Raw genomic sequence first — 16,405 nt, 5'->3', positions numbered from 1 at the left:
CAAGCGATGCGCCCGGCGGCTCGCCACCAATGCGCCGGGAGCGTGGCTCCCGGCGCATTTGTTTTTTGCGAGCCGGCAGCCGGGCGTTTTTCATCGGCGCCGCGCCGTTTTCGCTAGCTTCCGTTGATCGTCTATTTCCGTCGTCAATTTCCGCCCCATGACCCGCATTGCCCTCGGCCTCCACTATGACGGCGCCGCCTTCTCAGGCTGGCAGTCGCAACCGCACCGCAATACGGTGCAGGACCGGCTCGAGGACGCCATCGGGCAGTTCGCCGGCAGCCGCGTGCTGACCACAGTGGCGGGCCGCACCGATACCGGCGTGCACGCGCTCGGCCAGGTGATCCACATCGACACCGAGCTGACGCGCGAACCGTTTTCCTGGGTACGCGGCGTCAACGCCTTCCTGCCGCCCAGCATTTCGCTGCAATGGGCCAAGCCGGTGGACGACAGCTTCCATGCGCGTTTCCTGGCCTTCGAGCGCATGTATTACTACGCGCTCTACGTGGGGCCGCACCGTGTGCCGCTGGTGCACGGCAGGGCAGGCTACCTGATGCTGCCGCCAGGCAAGGGCCTGGACGTCGACGCCATGCGCACGGCCGCGGGCTGCCTGCTGGGCGAGCACGATTTCTCGGCATTTCGCGCCGCCGAGTGCCAGGCGAAGTCGCCGGTCAAGACCATGTACGACATCACCTTGAAGGCCGACGGCGACTGGCTGTTCGTGCGCTTTCGCGCCAGCGCCTTCCTGCACCACATGGTGCGCAACCTGATGGGTTGCCTGGTGGCGGTAGGGCGGGGACGCAACCCGCCGGAGTGGCTGGCCGAAGTGCTGGCAGGGCGCAATCGCGCCAAGGCCGCGCCCACTTTCATGCCCGACGGCCTTTACCTGGCCGGGGTGAAGTATCCTGAGCAGTACCAGATCCCGGTCGCCGACACGGCCGCCAGCCTGTTTCATGGAGTGTTTGCCAATGACCCTGTTGCCTGAAGCCGGCAGCGTGCCGCGCCGCACCCGCATCAAGATCTGCGGGCTGACGCGCGAGGAAGACGTCCGCGCCGCGGTCGATGCCGGCGCCGACGCGATCGGCCTGGTGTTCTATCCGGGCAGCCCGCGCTTTGTCGAGGTGGCACGCGCCGCAGCGCTGGCCGAAGCCGCTGGCCCCTTCGTGTCGGTGGTGGGCCTGTTCGTCAATGCCGAGGCCGACCATATTGCCCATGTGGTGGAGCGTGTGCCGCTTACGCTACTGCAATTCCACGGCGACGAGCGCCCCGAGGACTGCACCCTGGTGGCCCAGCGCTGCCGGCTGCCGTTTCTGCGCGCGGCACGCGTGCAGCCGGGCCTCGATTTGGTAGAATTCGCGGATCTGCATCGTGATGCCGCTGCCTTGCTGCTTGATGCCTTCGTCGAAGGCTACGGCGGTGGCGGGCACGTCTTCGACTGGACCCTGATACCCCCGACATGGCTTGCGCCCACCCACAACCCGACCGCAAGCGCCGCTCCTCGGATCGTTTTGAGTGGTGGGTTGAACGCGCAAAACGTCGCTGGCGCGATTGAGCGCGTGCGGCCCTACGCTGTCGATGTAAGCAGCGGCGTGGAGGCTGCCAAAGGCGTGAAAGACCACGCCAGGATTGCCGCCTTTGTGCGCGCGGTGCGCAGCGCGGATGCCGGGTGAGTCAAGTTGCCGTCCAGGCGCTCGGCCTCCCGCATATCCCCCGCAAACCGCACCTGCCCCGCGCACGACCCTAACGACATCGGGCCCCTGCCAGAACGGCAAGGGCCCTGTTCAGAAGAGCTGACTCATGTACGACCTGCCCGATTCCCGTGGCCATTTCGGCCCCTATGGTGGTTCCTTTGTATCCGAGACCCTGGTGCACGCGCTGGACGAACTGCGCGAAGCCTATGCGCATTTCCAGAAGGATCCCGAGTTTGACGCGGAGTACCGCCGCGAGCTGAAGCATTTCGTCGGCCGCCCCTCGCCGATCTATCACGCACAGCGCTGGAGCGAGATGCTCGGCGGCGCGCAGATCTATCTCAAGCGCGAAGACCTCAACCACACCGGCGCCCACAAGATCAATAACGTGATCGGCCAGGCACTGCTGGCCAAGCGCATGGGCAAGCCGCGCGTGATCGCCGAGACCGGCGCCGGCCAGCATGGCGTGGCCACCGCGACCATCGCCGCGCGTTTCGGCATGGAGTGCGTGGTCTACATGGGCTCGGAAGACGTCAAGCGCCAGGCCGCCAACGTCTACCGCATGAAGCTGCTGGGTGCCACCGTGGTGCCGGTGGAAAGCGGTTCCAAGACCCTCAAGGACGCGCTCAATGAAGCCATGCGCGACTGGGTCACCAACGTCGAGAACACCTTCTACATCATCGGCACCGTGGCCGGCCCGCATCCTTACCCGATGATGGTGCGCGACTTCCAGTGCGTGATCGGCGAAGAGGCCAAGGTGCAGATGCCGGAAATGACGGGCCGCCAGCCCGATGCCGTGATCGCCTGCGTAGGCGGCGGCTCCAATGCCATGGGTATCTTCTATCCGTACATCGAGCACAAGGATGTGCGCCTGATCGGCGTGGAAGCTGCCGGCGACGGCCTGGAAACCGGCCGCCACGCCGCCGCGCTGATCGGCGGTACGCCGGGCGTGCTGCATGGCAACCGCACCTACCTGCTGCAGGACGCCAACGGCCAGATCATCGAGACCCATTCGATCTCCGCCGGCCTGGACTATCCTGGCGTAGGCCCCGAGCACGCATGGCTCAAGGATATCGGCCGCGCCGAGTATGTCCCGATCACCGATGAGGAGGCGCTCAAGGCTTTCCACGACTGTTGCCGCATCGAAGGGATCATCCCGGCGCTGGAGTCCAGTCACGCCATCGCCTACGCCTGCAAGCTCGCGCCCACGCTGCCCAAGGACAAGCTGCTGCTGGTGAACCTGTCCGGCCGTGGCGACAAGGATATGCATACCGTGGCCGAGCGTTCGGGGCTGACCCTCTGATGCGCGACTTCCTCCCGCCGGGCGCCGCTGAAGGCGGCGCCCCGTCCGCGCCGATCGCCGCACCGCAACTGACGCTCTACCAGGAAGACGTGCTGGAGGGCATCAAGCGCATAGCCGACGGCTCCATCGACCTGATCGTGGCTGATCCGCCCTATGGCCTGGGCAAGGACTACGGCAATGACTCCGATCGCCTGTCCGGGGACGCCTACCTGGAATGGTCCGCGAGCTGGATCGATGCGGTGGTGCCCAAGCTGGCGCCGCGCGCCTCGCTCTATCTGTTCTGCACCTGGCAATACTCGCCGGAGTTGTTCGTGATGCTCAAGCAGCGCCTGACCATGATCAACGAGATCATCTGGGACCGGCGCGTGCCGAGCATGGGCGGCACCACGCGCAAGTATTCCTCGGTGCACGACAACATCGGCTTTTTTGCCCGGGCCCGCGACTACTACTTCGACCTCGACCCGGTGCGCGTGCCGTACGACGCCGAGACCAAGAAGGCGCGCAGCCGTCCGCGCTTCGAGGGCAAGAAGTGGCTGGAGGTTGGCTATAACCCGAAGGACCTGTGGAGCGTGCCGCGCATCCACCGGCAGGATCCGGAGCGTGCCAATCACCCGACCCAGAAACCCCTGCATATCGTGCAGCGCATGGTGCTGGCCAGCTGCCCGCCGGGCGGGCTGGTGCTCGATCCGTTCACCGGCAGCGGTACCACGGCCGTCGCCTGCGCGTTGCACGGGCGCCGCTTCGTCGGCTTCGAGATGAATCCCGATTATGTCGACGTGGCGCGCGCGCGCGTCGCGGCATGCATCACTACGCCGCAGGCAGCGCCCGCGACCCTGAACATCGCAGCCGCGAACGATGAGCCCTTGCTGGCTGCCTCGTCCACACCGCTGCCCACTCTCGCTCAATGACCATGTCCCGAATCAAAACGACTTTCGCGGCGCTGGCCGCGCAGAACAAGAAGGGCCTGATTCCGTTCATCACCGCTGGAGACCCCGAGCCCGGCCTGACCGTCGCGCTGATGCACGCGCTGGTGGCGGGCGGGGCCGACGTGATCGAGCTTGGCGTGCCGTTCTCCGACCCGATGGCCGATGGCCCGGTGATTCAGCGTGCCTCCGAGCGCGCGCTTGCGCAGGGCGTGACGCTGACCAAGGTGCTGGCCTGGGTGGCCGAGTTCCGCCAGACCAACGCGGCGACGCCCGTGGTGCTGATGGGCTACGCCAACCCGATCGAGCGAATGGGCGAGGAAACCTTCGCCAAGGCCGCGCGCGCCGCCGGTGTCGATGGCGTGCTGGTGGTCGACTACCCGCCCGAGGAGTGCGAGTCCTTCGCCGCGCAGATGCGTGCCAACGAGATGGACCCGATCTTCCTGCTGGCGCCGACTTCCACCGACGATCGCATCGAAGCCGTGGCCAAGCTGGCCAGCGGCTACCTGTACTACGTGTCGCTCAAAGGCGTAACCGGTTCGGCCACCATTGACCTCGACAGCGTGGCCGCCCGCATTCCGCTGATCAAGCGCCATGCCAACCTGCCGGTGGGCGTGGGCTTCGGCATCCGCGACGCGCAGACCGCGCGCACGATCGGCAGCGTGGCCGACGCCGTGGTGATCGGCAGCCGCCTGGTGCAATTGCTGGAAGATGCGCCGCGCGGCCAGGCGGTACAATCGCTGCAGTCGTTCATCGCGGAAATCCGCCAGGCGCTGGATGCCTGAATGTGATTGAGGCGCCGCCGCCCGTGTCGACGCACGGGTGGTGAATGCAGCAAAAAACACTGATTTTGACGGCCGTTGTGCCGCAACAGGCGCATCGCCCCGGCGCAACGGGGACTGCGGACCGCAGGCATGGTAAATTCGCGGCCTGACATGTTCCGCGCATGTGCCGAAAGGAGCCTTTCATGAGCTGGTTGGATAAACTCCTCCCTCCCAAGATTCAACAGACCGACCCCTCCACCCGCAAGGGCATTCCGGAAGGGCTGTGGGTCAAGTGCCCGTCGTGCGAGTCGGTGTTGTACCGGACCGACGTCGAGGCCAACCTCCACGTCTGCCCCAAGTGCGACCACCATATGCGCATCCGCGCCCGCGCCCGCCTCGACGGGCTGCTGGACGCCGAAGGCCGCTATGAAATCGGCCAGGAAATCCTGCCGGTCGACGCGCTCAAGTTCAAGGACACCAAGAAGTACCCGGACCGCATCAAGGCCGCCATGGACGACACCGGCGAGACCGATGCCATGGTCGTGATCGGCGGCGCCATCCACACCATTCCGGTCGTGGTGAGCTGCTTCGAGTTCGAATTCATGGGCGGCTCCATGGGCTCGGTGGTGGGCGAGCGCTTCGTGCGCGGCGCCCAGGCGGCGCTGGAGCAGAAGGTGCCGTTCATCTGCATTACCGCCACGGGCGGCGCACGCATGCAGGAAAGCCTGCTGTCGCTGCTGCAGATGGCCAAGACCACGTCCATGCTGAACCAGTTGTCGAACGCCAAGCTGCCGTTCATCAGCGTGTTGACCGATCCCACCATGGGTGGTGTTTCGGCCAGCTTTGCGTTCCTGGGCGATGTGGTGATTGCCGAGCCCAAGGCGCTGATCGGCTTTGCCGGTCCCCGCGTGATCGAGCAGACCGTGCGCGAGAAGCTGCCTGAGGGCTTCCAGCGGGCTGAGTTCCTGTTGCAAAAGGGCGCGATCGATATGATTGTCGATCGTCGCAAGCTGCGGGATGAGTTGGCGCAGTTGCTGGCTTTGCTGCAGAAGCAGCCGGCGGATGCGGTGGCATAAGGGTTGGGTTGGTTGATGTGATCAGGCGCGGGCGGTTGTTCGCGCTTTTTCGCTTTTTGGGGTGGTGGGTGGTGAGTGGTGGGTTAACTGCAACTGCTTAACTGCAAGGTCAAAGGCAGTTTCACCTCCCCTGCGGGGAGGCGACCTACTTTCTTGTCTCGCTAAGAAAGTAGGCAAAGAAGCGACCCGGATGGGGCGAAAGCCTCCTCGTCGGAAGACAAAAAGAGCGGCCGGGGGCCAAACTCACATCGCCTTAAGGCGATGCTCAGACATGGCCCCCTCGTTTCCGCTCTTTTTGCCTTCCGCCGAGGCGCCCCATAACGGGGGATGAAAGGCAGACGGCTCGCTGCGCATCGCGGGCAGGTGATTGCCGCCTGGGGGCGGAAATCACGGCTACACCGAATGGTGATTTGATCCCACTGGGTCGGCCGTGTTTCCCGCCAGTCGGGCGGGAAACACCCATGCGCGATGCGCAGCGAGCAGTGGAGGTGTTCAGAGGCCGTATGGGGCGCCTCGGGATTCGACGAAAAGAGCGGAAAAGAGGGACCCATGTCTGAGTATCGCCTTAAGGCGATGCGAGTTTGGGTCCCGGCCGCTCTTTTCGTCGAATCCCGAGGGGAAGTCGCCCCATCCGGCGCGCCTTTTTTGCCTACTTTTTTGGCAAGACAAAAAAGTAGGTCGCCGCCCCGCAGGGGTGGTGAAACTGTAGTTGCCCTTGACCTTGACGTTAGGCCTTTGACGTTAGGCCTTTGACTTACCCCAACACGCCCCAACATCACCTTTACGCAAAACCAAATCCAACCAATCCGCCTCGCAAAAGAACCACTTACCCCAAAACCGGCTCCAATAAGCCACCCCCCGATTAACGCCGTCCCCCCATCATGCCTATCTTCCCCTCCCTCCCCGAATGGCTAACCCATCTCGAATCCGCCCACCCGGTCGGCATCGACATGGGCCTGGCGCGCATCACCCGCGTCAAGGAGGCCCTGGGGCTGCGCATCGATGCAGTGGTGTTCACCGTCGGCGGCACCAACGGCAAGGGCTCCACCTGCGCCATGCTGGAACGCATCCTGCTTGAGGCGGGCTACAAGGTGGGTTGCCATACGTCGCCGCACCTGATGGCGTTCAACGAGCGTGCGCGCATCAATGGCGAGTTCGCCACCGACGCGCAGCTGTTGCCGCATTTCGAGGCGGTGGAGCGGGCGCGTACGAGCTTTGCGGATCCGGTGAGCCTGACGTATTTCGAGTTCACCACGCTGGCCATCATCCATGCGTTCGCCGCGGCGGGTTTGGATGCCATGATCCTGGAGGTTGGGCTGGGCGGCCGGCTGGATGCGGTGAATGTGATCGATACCGATTGCGCCATCGTGACCAGCGTGGACATCGACCACACAAGTTACCTGGGCGATACGCGCGAGAAGATCGGCTACGAGAAGGCGGGGATCTTCCGTCCGGGCGTGCCGGCCATCGTGGCGGATCCGGTGCCGCCGCAGTCGGTGATCGATCATGCCGAGGCGATCGGTGCGGATCTCTGGCTGGTGGGCCGGGACTTCCATCAGCAGGCTTCCAAGGGCCAGGAGCGCCAGCAGTGGGACTGGAGCAGCCGCGAGCGCAAGCTCAACGGGCTGGGCTATCCCGCGCTGCGTGGCGCCAACCAGTTGCTCAATGCTTCGGCTGCACTGGCTGCGCTGCAGGCGATGCGCTCGCGGCTGCCGGTGAGCGCGCAGGAAGTGCGCAACGGGCTCGCCTTCGTGGAGTTGCCGGGACGCTTCCAAGTGATGCCGGGGCGCCCGGCGGTGATCCTGGATGTGGCGCATAACCCGCATGCGGCTGCCACGCTTGGCCAGAACCTCGACAACATGGGCTTCTTCCGCTACACCTACGCGGTGTTCGGCGCGATGGAGGACAAGGACATCGCCGGCGTGCTGCGCCATCTGGCCGACAAGGTCGACCACTGGTGCCTGGCCGACCTGCCGACGCCGCGCGCGGCCAGCGCGGCGGACTTGCTGGAGAAGCTGGAAGAGGGCGGTTTCCATCCGGGGCCAGATGCCACTGCGGCCTGCTTTGCCAGTCCGGAGGCGGCTTACCGGGATGCCCTCGGCAGAGCGACCGAGGATGATAGAATTCTGGTCTTCGGATCGTTCTACACCGTGGCGGGCGTGATGGCATATCGCGCTACCCGGGCAAATTGAGTCGCGCGGCCGCCGGGTAGTTTTCCGGGGCTAACACCGGGGCTAACACCGGGGCTAACACCGGGGCTAACACCGGGGCAAATCGCCGCGCAATCTGAGCGACAATTTCAACGGCCGGTTTTACGGCCGTCGCACCGAACCAATCTATGGGCCTGCTTTCGCTGTTTTCTTCCCGCAAGGGCAACGCCCCGGCACCGGAGCGTGGGCGCCGCTCGCGTTCGGATCCGGGTGCAGGCATCGCTTCGTCGCGGCGCCTGGCCGAGGAGTATGCGGACGACACGCTCGACCCGGAGTTTCCGCAAAAGCAGCGGGCGCGCCGGCGCCTGATCGGCGCGGTGGTGCTGATGGCGGCTGCCGTCATCGTGCTGCCGATCGTCTTCGAGACCCAGCCAAGGCCGGTCGTCGACAATATTGCGGTCAAGATCGATGGTGGCCCGGGGGGCGCCGCGGGCAAGGTGAAGCCTGATGCGCGCAAGGCGGATCCGTTACCGCCCGCTCCGCAATCCAAGCTCGATAGCCAGGCGCTCGATGCCGGTGAGGAGCTGGTTGCCGATTCGGCAGCGGCCAAGCCGGCCGCTGCTGCCACCGTCGCAGCGACTGCGGCGGCGCCTGCCGAGAAAATCGCCGACAAGCCGGCCACCCCCGCGGCCAAGCCGGGCAGCGGCAAGTTCCTGGTGCTGATCGGCGCCTTTTCCTCGGAGGAGAAGGTCAAGCTCTGGCTGAGCAAGCTCAAGGCAGGCAAGGTGCCCGCCTATATCGAGAAGAAGGTGTTGGCCGACGGCGAGCGTGTGCTGCTGCGCGCCGGCCCTTTTTCGGATCGCGATGCGGCTGACGCCGCCGAGAAGCGGGTGCGCGCCGCGGGCCTGACCGCCAAGGTGATCGAACAGTAAAGCCCGGCGCGGGCTGGTTATCCCATGAGCCCCATGAGCCCCACTATCCTCATTACCCAGCCGCCGCACCGGGACACCGTATTACGCATGCAGCCGACTTTTTTCGATTACAGCGTTGTTTTCATCCTTGTCGCCTCGGGCCTGATCGGCGTGCTGCGCGGGCTGGTGCGGGAAGTGTTGTCGCTGATCGGCTGGGTGGTGGCGTTCCTGGTGGCCTACCACTTCGCGGGCACTGCGGCTGGCTGGATCCCCGAATCGGTGCCCGGCGGGCAGCTGGCGCGCAGCGCACTGGGCTTCGCGGTGGTCTTCATCGGCACCGTGATCGCCGCGGCACTGGCCGGCACGGTGCTGGGCCAGTTGCTGGAGAGCACCGGGCTCAAGCCTGCCGACCGTGGCCTCGGGCTGGTGTTCGGGCTGCTGCGCGGCGCGTTGGTCGTGATGTTCGTGGTGACCGTGGCCGGGTTCACCAAGCTGCCTGAGGAAGCATTCTGGCGCGATGCGCTGTCCCGGCCCTACGTGATGCAGGCGATGGCGTCGCTGCGGCCCTGGCTGCCTCCCGAAGTCGCCAAATACGTCAAGACATGACATGAGGCCGGGCAGACCCGCCCGGCTGGTAGTACGCGGGCTCCTCCCTACAGGGCGGGGCCGCCCCCTGATTCAAACGCCTTTCCTGGGAGCTTGGCATGTGCGGTATCGTCGGTGTGGTTTCATCCACGCCCGTTAACCAATTGATTTACGACAGCCTGCTGCTGTTGCAACACCGCGGACAGGATGCAGCCGGCATCGCTACCGCAAACGGCAGCACCTTCCACATGCACAAGGCCAACGGCCTGGTGCGCGACGTGTTTCGCACGCGCAATATGCGCGGCCTGCCGGGTGCCGCCGGCATCGGCCAGGTGCGTTACCCCACCGCCGGTTCGGCCTCGAGCGAGGAAGAAGCCCAACCGTTCTACGTCAATGCGCCCTACGGCGTGATCCTGGCCCACAACGGCAACCTGACCAACTGGAAACAGTTGCACGAGGAGCTGTTCAGCCGCGACCGCCGCCACATCAACACGCACTCCGATACCGAAGTGCTGCTCAACGTGCTGGCGGACGAGCTGCAGCGCGCCAGCAGCGGCCTGGCGCTGGATCCGCCCACGATCTTCAAGGCCGTGGCCGGCATGCACCGCCGCGTGCGTGGCTCGTACGCCATCGCCGCGCAGATCGCTGGCTATGGCATGCTGGCCGTGCGCGATCCGTTCGGCATCCGTCCGTTGTGCCTGGGCAGCGTGGAAACGCCGACCGGCAAGGAGTGGATGGTGGCGTCGGAGTCGGTGGCGCTCGAAGGCATCGGCTACAAGCTCGAGCGCGACGTGGCGCCCGGCGAGGCGATCTTCATCGACCTCGACGGCAAGCTCTACACCCAGCAGTGCGCGGATAATCCCGTGCTTACGCCGTGCATCTTCGAGTACGTCTACCTGGCCCGCCCGGATTCGTGCATCGATGGCGTGCCCGTCTACGACGCGCGCCTGCGCATGGGCGATTACCTGGCCGAGAAGATCCGCCGCGAAGTCTCCGCGGGTGACATCGACGTGGTGATGCCGATTCCCGACTCCAGCCGTCCGGCCGCGATGCAGGTGGCCAACAAGCTGGGCGTGAACTATCGCGAGGGCTTCTTCAAGAACCGCTATATCGGCCGCACCTTCATCATGCCCGGCCAGGCGGTGCGCAAGAAGTCGGTGCGCCAGAAGCTCAACGCCATGGGCGTGGAGTTCAAGGGCAAGAATGTGCTGATCGTGGACGATTCCATCGTGCGCGGCACCACGTCTTTCGAGATCGTGCAGATGGCGCGCGAAGCCGGCGCCAAGAAGGTGATCTTTGCCTCGGCCGCGCCGCCGGTGAAGTTCCCCAACGTGTACGGCATTGATATGCCCACCCGCAGCGAACTGGTCGCCTACGGCCGCACGGATGAAGAAATCGCCCGCATCATCGGCGCCGACAAGCTGGTCTACCAGGACGTCGAAGCCATGAAGCAGGCCGTGCGCGACATCAACCCCAAGCTGAACGACTTCGATGCCTCGTGCTTCGATGGCCGTTACGTCACAGGGGATATCGACGAAGCCTACCTGGAGCGCCTGGAAACCGCGCGCAGCCAGGCCGATCGCGATGGCACCGGTGGCCTTGGCGATAGCGAGCGCTCGCAACTGCACTTGCAACGCTCCGGCGGCAACGAGTAAGACGGCGCACGCCCGCAATCGCCGTGATGACCGGCGTGGAGTTGACGAGAAGCGAGGCCCGGCCGTAACATTGCCGGGCGTCGATTTGATTGTCAGCTTGCGGACGCGGGTACTGCCGGAGCGATGGGTTGATCGTTGTTGTTGATCATTGCTCGCGGAACAGGAAATTGCCCGTCACAGGGAAATGCCCGAAACAGCTAAAGCGGAACGCCGGCTTCCCGGTTGTGCGCACCACAGGCACATTGGCAAGCCGGATTCCCGCCGCGGCGCGGGGCTTATCCCAACGAACACAAGCAGCCCGTCGATTCGGCCCCCGGCCAAGGATCGCACGGGCTTTTTCATTGCTGCCGCCGGCGCGCAACCGGGGCAGCCAGGCTACCACCACTTACACGGATAACCGCGCGGGTACCACCGCCTCCCCATCATGAACGAACCGCTTCCCCTCGACTCCCTCGGCATCGATACGCTTGGCGTGCGCGCCGGCACCATGCGCAGCGAGTTCATGGAGCACTCGGAGGCGATGTACCTGACCTCCAGCTTCTGCTTCAACAGCGCTGCCGAGGCCGCGGAGCGCTTCGCCAATTCGGAGTCGGGCTTCACCTACTCGCGCTTCACCAACCCCACGGTAGCGATGTTCCAGAGCCGCCTGGCGGCGCTGGAAGGCGCCGAGGCGTGCATGGCAACCGCATCCGGGATGAGCGCGATCATGTCGATCGTGATGTCTGCGATGCAAGCGGGCGATCACCTGGTCAGCTCGCGCGCCATCTTCGGCTCCACGATGACGCTGTTCTCCAACATCTTCGCCAAATTCGGCGTGGAAACCACCTTTGTGGATGGCACCGACCTGGCGGCCTGGCGCGCGGCAGTCAAGCCGAACACCAAGCTGTTCTTCCTGGAAACGCCGTCCAATCCGCTCACCGAAGTGGCCGACATCGCCGCGGTGGCGGACATTGCCCACAACGCTGGCGCGCTGCTGGTGGTCGATAACTGCTTCTGTTCGCCGGCGTTGCAGCAGCCGATGAAATTCGGCGCCGATATCGTGGTCCACTCGGCCACCAAGCATATCGACGGGCAGGGCCGCGTGCTGGGCGGCGCGGTGCTGGGCTCGCACGATTTCATCATGGGCAAGGTGTTCCCCTTCGTGCGCACGGCCGGGCCGACGCTGTCGGCATTCAACGCCTGGGTGCTGCTCAAGGGCATGGAAACGCTGGCGATCCGCATGGAGCGCCACAGCCAGAGCGCGCTGGCACTGGCCGAGTTCCTGGAGTCGCATCCGGCGGTTGCGCGCGTCTATCACCCGGCGCTGAAGTCCCACCCGCAGTACGAGGTGGCCCAGCGCCAGCAAAGCGGCGGCGGCGCCATCGTGTCGTTCGAACTCAAGGGGGATACCCCGGAGCAGCAGCGGGCCAATGCCTGGCGCGTGATCGACAACACGCGCGTGTGCTCGATCACCGGCAACCTGGGCGATACGCGCACCACCGTGACCCATCCCTACACGACCACGCATGGACGCGTCAGCCCGCAGGCCAAGGCGGCTGCGGGCATCAGCGAAGGGCTGATCCGCCTGGCTGTCGGCCTCGAATCGGTAGCGGACCTGAAGGCGGACTTGCTGCGCGGCCTGCAGGGCTAAAGCATCAGGGCGCCAAGGCGCCCGAGCGCTCAGTGCGCCGGCGCGGCGTCGTCGCTGCTGCCGGCCACGGCCTTGACCCCGGCCTTGGTCACGTCGTAGGTCGTCTCGACCACGGTCGATCCCACGCTCACTGCCGCGGAGCCAACCGTGGCCACGGTAGAGACAGCGGCACTGCCCACCGCCACAGTGGCGCCAACCACGCTGCAAGCGGCCATTGCGCCGCACAGGCTCAAAGCGGCCAACGTTGCAGCAGCGCGCATGACGCGGCTCTCCTGCGGCTCTTTCTTCGCTGGCGCGACGCGTACGTACATTGGAAATGGCATGGACACTGCTCGCGCTTGCGGGACGGTGGAGGTGATGTGGGCGGCCGGCCTCAGGTCTCCAGGTACACCGGACACCTTGCGCCGTGCCCGGCATCATACTCTCCCCAGGGCCGCTCACTACCGCTATTCGCCCGCCAGCGCCACCACCGGATCCAGCCGCGCCGCGGTGCGTGCCGGCATGTAGCCGAACACCAGCCCGGTCGCCACCGCGCAGCCGAAAGCGCCCGCCATGGCCGACACGGAAAATACCGTCGGCACGCCCGCCGCGATCAGCGCCGCTCCCACCAGCAGGCCGGCGGCGAGGCCAACCGCGCCGCCCATCACGGTGACCATGGTGGCCTCCGTCAGGAATTGCCGCAGGATGTCGCGCTGGCGCGCGCCGGCGGCCATGCGGATGCCGATCTCGCGGGTGCGCTCGCGTACGGTCATCAGCATCACGTTCATCACGCCGATGCCGCCCACCAGCAGCGATACCGCCGCGATCAGCCCCAGCATCATCGACATGCTGCGGCGCGTGGCTACCTCGGCCTGCAGGCGTGCGGCGGCATTGCCGATGGAAAAGTCCTCGCGCCCGCCGTGCCGGGCCAGCAGCAGTGCATGCATGGCCGCTTCGGCGGCATGCACCTGCGCCGACGAGGCGGCCTGCACCACGACATAGTCGGGCTGCGTCTGCGCCTGGTAGACGCGGGCGCGGCCTGCCTGGTAGGGGATGAAGACCATGTTGTCGTAGTCCTGCGCGCCAGAGTCGGCGCCGCGCTCGGCCATCACGCCGATGACCTCGAACGGCGAATTGCCGATCAGCAACTGCTGGCCGAGCGGGTTTGCCATGCCGGCGAAGAAGTGCTCGCGCGCCTTGTGGCCCAGCACCACCAGCGGCGCGAGGTTGCGGTCCTCGGCCGCAGTGTAGTAGCGGCCTTGCGCCACCTGCCAGTGATGCACTGCCGGCATTTCCTCGCTGGCGGCGAACACGTAGAGCTGGCGCTCAGCGTTGCCGCGGCGCACGGTGATGGGGTCGCCGATCACCGGCATCACGCTATGGATCGAGGGCAGCACGGCAATGGCCTCCAGGTCCTCCGGCGTCAGCTGGCCGGCGGGCCCGCCGGTGGGAGGAGGGCGGCTGCCCAGGTACATGATGGTGGTGCCCAGCGTGCCCATCTGCGCCATCACGCGCTGGCGCGCGCCTTCGCCTACGGCCAGCATCACGATCACCGACGCCACGCCAATGATGATGCCAAGCAGGGTCAGCCCGGTGCGCACGCGGTTCAGCCGCATGCCACGCCAGGCGGTGCGCGCGGCCTCGCGGATGTCGGTCAGCAGCGTGGCCCCGCCATCGGCGTGTGTCCTGCCAGGTATCTGCAATGCGGGCAATGCGGGCAACATGGGCAATGCCGGCAGGACGGCCGTGTCGCTACGCGCAGTCACTTGGGCGGCTTCTCCCGCGTTGTCGGCGACGATGCAGCCATCGCGGATCTCGATCACGCGCCTGGCCTGCGCCGCCACGCCGCGGTCGTGGGTAATGAGGATCACCGTGTGTCCGGCAGCGGCCAGCTCACGCAGCAGCGCCATGACCTGCGCGCCGCTCTTGCTGTCGAGCGCACCGGTAGGCTCGTCGGCCAGGATGATGCGTCCGCCGTTCATCAGCGCGCGTGCGATCGACACGCGCTGCTGCTGGCCGCCGGACAACTGGCTGGGGCGATGGTGAAGCTTGTCCTCCATGCCCAGGCGCGTGAGCAGCGCGGCCGCGCGCGCGGCGCGCCCAGCCTCGGGCAGTCCGGCGTAGACGGCCGGCACCTGCACGTTCTCGCTGGCGGAGTCGGTGGCGACCAGATGGTATCCCTGGAACACGAAGCCGAATGCCTCGCGCCGCAGCCAGGCGAGCGCATCGGCATCCAGGCTGGCCACATCGTGCCCGTTGAAGTGATAGGTGCCAGCGCTGGGCCGGTCCAGGCAGCCCAGCAGATGCATCAGCGTGGACTTGCCCGAGCCGGAAGCACCGACGATGGCGACAAACTCGCCGGCATGGATGTCCAGGTCGATGCCGTGCAGCACCTCAACTGCGGGCGGCTGGTTGCCGTGCGCGGCGCTGCCTCTGCCGGCGCCGCCGTAGCGCTTGCGTACGCCGCGCAGCGAAATCAGCGGCGGCCCGTTCGCGCTGTTCGTGCCGGTTATGCTGCTGTCGATGTCGGCGGTGCTCACCATTTCAGCCACCGCACACCGTCGCGATCGCGCTCGCCGGTGACCAGCCGGTCGCCGTCACGCAGGCCCTCGCGCACCTCGGCCAGATGGCGGCTGCGCACCCCGACGCGCACGCGGCGCGCCTGCGGCGTGCCGTTCGCATCGAGCACGCGCGCCGCAAAGATGCCGGGCGCGTCCTCGCTGGCCGTCAGCCCCGCCAGCGGCACGGAGACGACGTTGCGCGCGTGCGCGGCGACGAAGGACACCTGTGCCGTCATCTGCGGCATCAGCGCGCCGTCCGCGTTGTCGACATCAAACAGCACGGTGTAGACCACCGCCTTGGTGGCCGCGGCGGCGGCATTGCCTTCGCCGCTGGCTGCCGCGTTGGCCCCCTTGGGCGGGGCCGGCAGCACCTGGCGCACGGCGCCGGTCCAGCGGCGTGGCGACCCTTGGTCGTTGCTGCCCAGCGTGGTGAAGTACACCGGCATACCGGGCCGCACGCGCGCGATATCGGCCTCGGACACCTCGGTCCATACCGTCATGCCGGATAGGTCGGCAATGCGCAGCACGTTAGGGGTTTGATAGGTGGCGTTGAGGGTCTGGCCCTCGCGCGCCTCGACGGACACCACCGTGCCGCCCATCGGCGCGTAGACGCGCGTATAGCCCAGGCGCGCTTGCTCGGCACGCTGCGAGGCCTGGGTCTCGGCAATCTGCGCACGCAGCCGGTCGAGCTTGGCCGCGGCGGAGTCGAAGGCAGCTTCGGCAACCTGCAGGTCTTCGTCGCGGGTGGCGCCGTCGGCAGCCATGGCCTTCTGACGCGCCAGTTGCCGGCCCGCCAGCCGGTGCTGCGCCAACTGGTCGGCCAGCTGCGCGCGCAGTCCCGCGAGCGCGGCACGGCCGCCATCCACCGTGGCGCGCTGCACGCTCGGGTCGATCTCCAGCAGCAGGCTGCCCTTGTCGACCACCGCGCCGGGCTGCGCGTGCAGGCGCAGGATCTGCCCGGAGACCTGGGCGCCCACGTCCACATAGCGGCGCGGCTGCAGTGTGCCGATGGCATTGACGATGGCCTCGACGTCGCCGCGCGCCACCGGCACGGTGACGTAGTCGACGGCCGGGCGCTGCGCCATCCACAGCGCGCTGGCGGCGCCGGCGACCAGCAGCACGAGCGCGCCGCGCCGAAGCGCGCGCGGGGAGGGGCGCAAGCGGTGGGTGCGGTTCACGGTGC

At 66.5% G+C, this 16,405-nt stretch carries 14 protein-coding genes; 11 read left to right on the top strand and 3 right to left on the bottom strand.

Translation table 11 applies throughout. The features are described from left to right. Window positions 1-157: 157 nt before the first annotated feature. From truA to RR42_RS14320, 11 genes are all read left to right on the top strand, one after another. Window positions 158-982 carry a tRNA pseudouridine(38-40) synthase TruA gene (gene truA / locus RR42_RS14370; RefSeq protein ID WP_043347996.1) on the top strand — a complete coding sequence of 275 codons (825 nt, stop codon included), beginning with the start codon at window positions 158-160 and terminating at the stop codon, window positions 980-982. Continuing rightward, window positions 966-1,667: a phosphoribosylanthranilate isomerase gene (locus RR42_RS14365; protein ID WP_043347993.1), complete on the top strand. Its 702-nt coding sequence runs from the start codon at window positions 966-968 to the stop codon at window positions 1,665-1,667. Before truA ends, RR42_RS14365 begins: the two co-directional genes overlap by 17 nt. A gap of 127 nt (window positions 1,668-1,794) precedes the next feature. Continuing rightward, complete coding sequence (gene trpB / locus RR42_RS14360; protein ID WP_043347992.1) at window positions 1,795-2,988, top strand: tryptophan synthase subunit beta; 1,194 nt, start codon at window positions 1,795-1,797, stop codon at window positions 2,986-2,988. Continuing rightward, entirely contained in the window at window positions 2,988-3,896 is a 909-nt protein-coding gene (locus RR42_RS14355; RefSeq protein WP_043347990.1) for a DNA-methyltransferase, read from the top strand. The genes trpB and RR42_RS14355 overlap by 1 nt, the downstream gene beginning before the upstream one ends. 2 nt (window positions 3,897-3,898) lie before the next feature. Beyond that, entirely contained in the window at window positions 3,899-4,696 is a 798-nt protein-coding gene (gene trpA / locus RR42_RS14350; RefSeq protein ID WP_043347986.1) for a tryptophan synthase subunit alpha, read from the top strand. Between the two features lie 182 nt (window positions 4,697-4,878). Then, window positions 4,879-5,751, top strand: a complete 873-nt coding sequence (gene accD, locus RR42_RS14345) for an acetyl-CoA carboxylase, carboxyltransferase subunit beta (RefSeq protein ID WP_043347984.1) — start codon at window positions 4,879-4,881, stop codon at window positions 5,749-5,751. 881 nt (window positions 5,752-6,632) lie between these two features. Next, the gene (folC, locus tag RR42_RS14340; protein ID WP_043347983.1) at window positions 6,633-7,943 is read left to right on the top strand and encodes a bifunctional tetrahydrofolate synthase/dihydrofolate synthase; all 1,311 of its coding nucleotides are present in this window, start codon (window positions 6,633-6,635) and stop codon (window positions 7,941-7,943) included. 146 nt (window positions 7,944-8,089) lie between these two features. After that, window positions 8,090-8,833 (top strand): SPOR domain-containing protein, encoded by a 744-nt coding sequence (locus RR42_RS14335; RefSeq protein WP_043347980.1) that lies wholly within the window; start codon window positions 8,090-8,092, stop codon window positions 8,831-8,833. Window positions 8,834-8,920: 87 nt separating this feature from the next. Beyond that, window positions 8,921-9,418: a CvpA family protein gene (locus RR42_RS14330; protein WP_043347978.1), complete on the top strand. Its 498-nt coding sequence runs from the start codon at window positions 8,921-8,923 to the stop codon at window positions 9,416-9,418. Between the two features lie 98 nt (window positions 9,419-9,516). Then, window positions 9,517-11,052 carry an amidophosphoribosyltransferase gene (gene purF / locus RR42_RS14325; RefSeq protein WP_043347975.1) on the top strand — a complete coding sequence of 512 codons (1,536 nt, stop codon included), beginning with the start codon at window positions 9,517-9,519 and terminating at the stop codon, window positions 11,050-11,052. Between the two features lie 424 nt (window positions 11,053-11,476). After that, window positions 11,477-12,682, top strand: coding sequence for an O-succinylhomoserine sulfhydrylase (locus RR42_RS14320; RefSeq protein WP_043347974.1), 1,206 nt, complete (start codon window positions 11,477-11,479; stop codon window positions 12,680-12,682). Window positions 12,683-12,711: 29 nt separating this feature from the next. Here the strand turns inward: RR42_RS14320 and RR42_RS14315 are convergent, their stop codons facing one another. The 3 genes from RR42_RS14315 to RR42_RS14305 all read right to left on the bottom strand — a co-directional run bounded on the left by RR42_RS14315 (window position 12,712) and on the right by RR42_RS14305 (window position 16,307). Continuing rightward, entirely contained in the window at window positions 12,712-12,942 is a 231-nt protein-coding gene (locus tag RR42_RS14315; RefSeq protein ID WP_043352117.1) for a hypothetical protein, read from the bottom strand. Window positions 12,943-13,128: 186 nt separating this feature from the next. Beyond that, on the bottom strand, window positions 13,129-15,204 hold the full coding sequence (locus tag RR42_RS14310; RefSeq protein WP_052494630.1) for an ABC transporter permease: 2,076 nt from the start codon (window positions 15,202-15,204) through the stop codon (window positions 13,129-13,131). After that, on the bottom strand, window positions 15,198-16,307 hold the full coding sequence (locus tag RR42_RS14305) for an efflux RND transporter periplasmic adaptor subunit (protein ID WP_082055020.1): 1,110 nt from the start codon (window positions 16,305-16,307) through the stop codon (window positions 15,198-15,200). The genes RR42_RS14310 and RR42_RS14305 overlap by 7 nt, the downstream gene beginning before the upstream one ends. Window positions 16,308-16,405 lie beyond the last annotated feature (98 nt).

Source organism: Cupriavidus basilensis, from assembly GCF_000832305.1.
Classification (GTDB): domain Bacteria; phylum Pseudomonadota; class Gammaproteobacteria; order Burkholderiales; family Burkholderiaceae; genus Cupriavidus; species Cupriavidus basilensis_F.
Note: the sequence above shows the minus strand (reverse complement) of the source record. Positions and strands in the feature narration are given on the sequence as shown.